Here is a 610-nt window from a genome sequence, read left to right as displayed (position 1 = left end):
CGGCCCGGTCCTCCGGGAGTGGTGGTTCCATGCATCGGCTCAAGACCCGCCCGCAGTTCCAGGCCGCCATGGCCGGGGGAACCGTTTCCCGGACGGCGCACTTCGCGCTGCACCGCCTGCGCCTCGGCGCGGGTGCGTCCGCCAGCCCTGCTGCCACCGCCATCACGCCCGACACCCGATCTCCGGGGCCCGGCGCCCTGCCTCCACGGCAGGGCCCGCAGGCCCTTTTCGGCGTTCCCGGCTCCGGCGACGGTGCCGGCGAGCCCTGGCTGGGCGCGATGGTGCCCAAGCGCTGGGCGCGCCGCGCGGTGACGCGCAACACCATCAAGCGGCAGATCTACGCGGTGGCCCCCGGCTTCGCCGCGGAGCTCGGCACGGCCGCCCACGTGGTGCGCCTGCGCGCCGGGTTCGATCGCAAGCAGTTCCCGAGCGCCACCTCCGACGCGCTCCGGCAGGCCGTGCGTGCCGAGCTGCTGCAGCTCTTCGCGCAGGCCGTGCGCCGGCCCGGCGGCCACAAGCCCCCGGCGGCGAAGGCCGCTGCAGGGGCCGACGCGTCCGCTGCAGCGCTGCCCCTCGCGGAAGCGGCCCGCCCGTGATGCGCGCGCTGCTC

General features: G+C 76.9%; 1 protein-coding gene. It reads left to right on the top strand.

Annotation, left to right across the window (positions count from 1 at the left end; all coding sequences use genetic code 11):
- The coding region (locus tag GVL52_RS31645) for a ribonuclease P protein component (protein WP_210254121.1) at positions 1-596 on the top strand (596 nt) is incomplete at its 5' end.
- Positions 597-610 lie beyond the last annotated feature (14 nt).

This window comes from Rhizobium sp. 18055 (genome assembly GCF_902706285.1).
In the GTDB taxonomy this organism is placed as follows: Bacteria; Pseudomonadota; Alphaproteobacteria; order Rhizobiales; family Rhizobiaceae; genus Rhizobium.
This window is presented reverse-complemented; position numbering and strand designations above follow the sequence as displayed.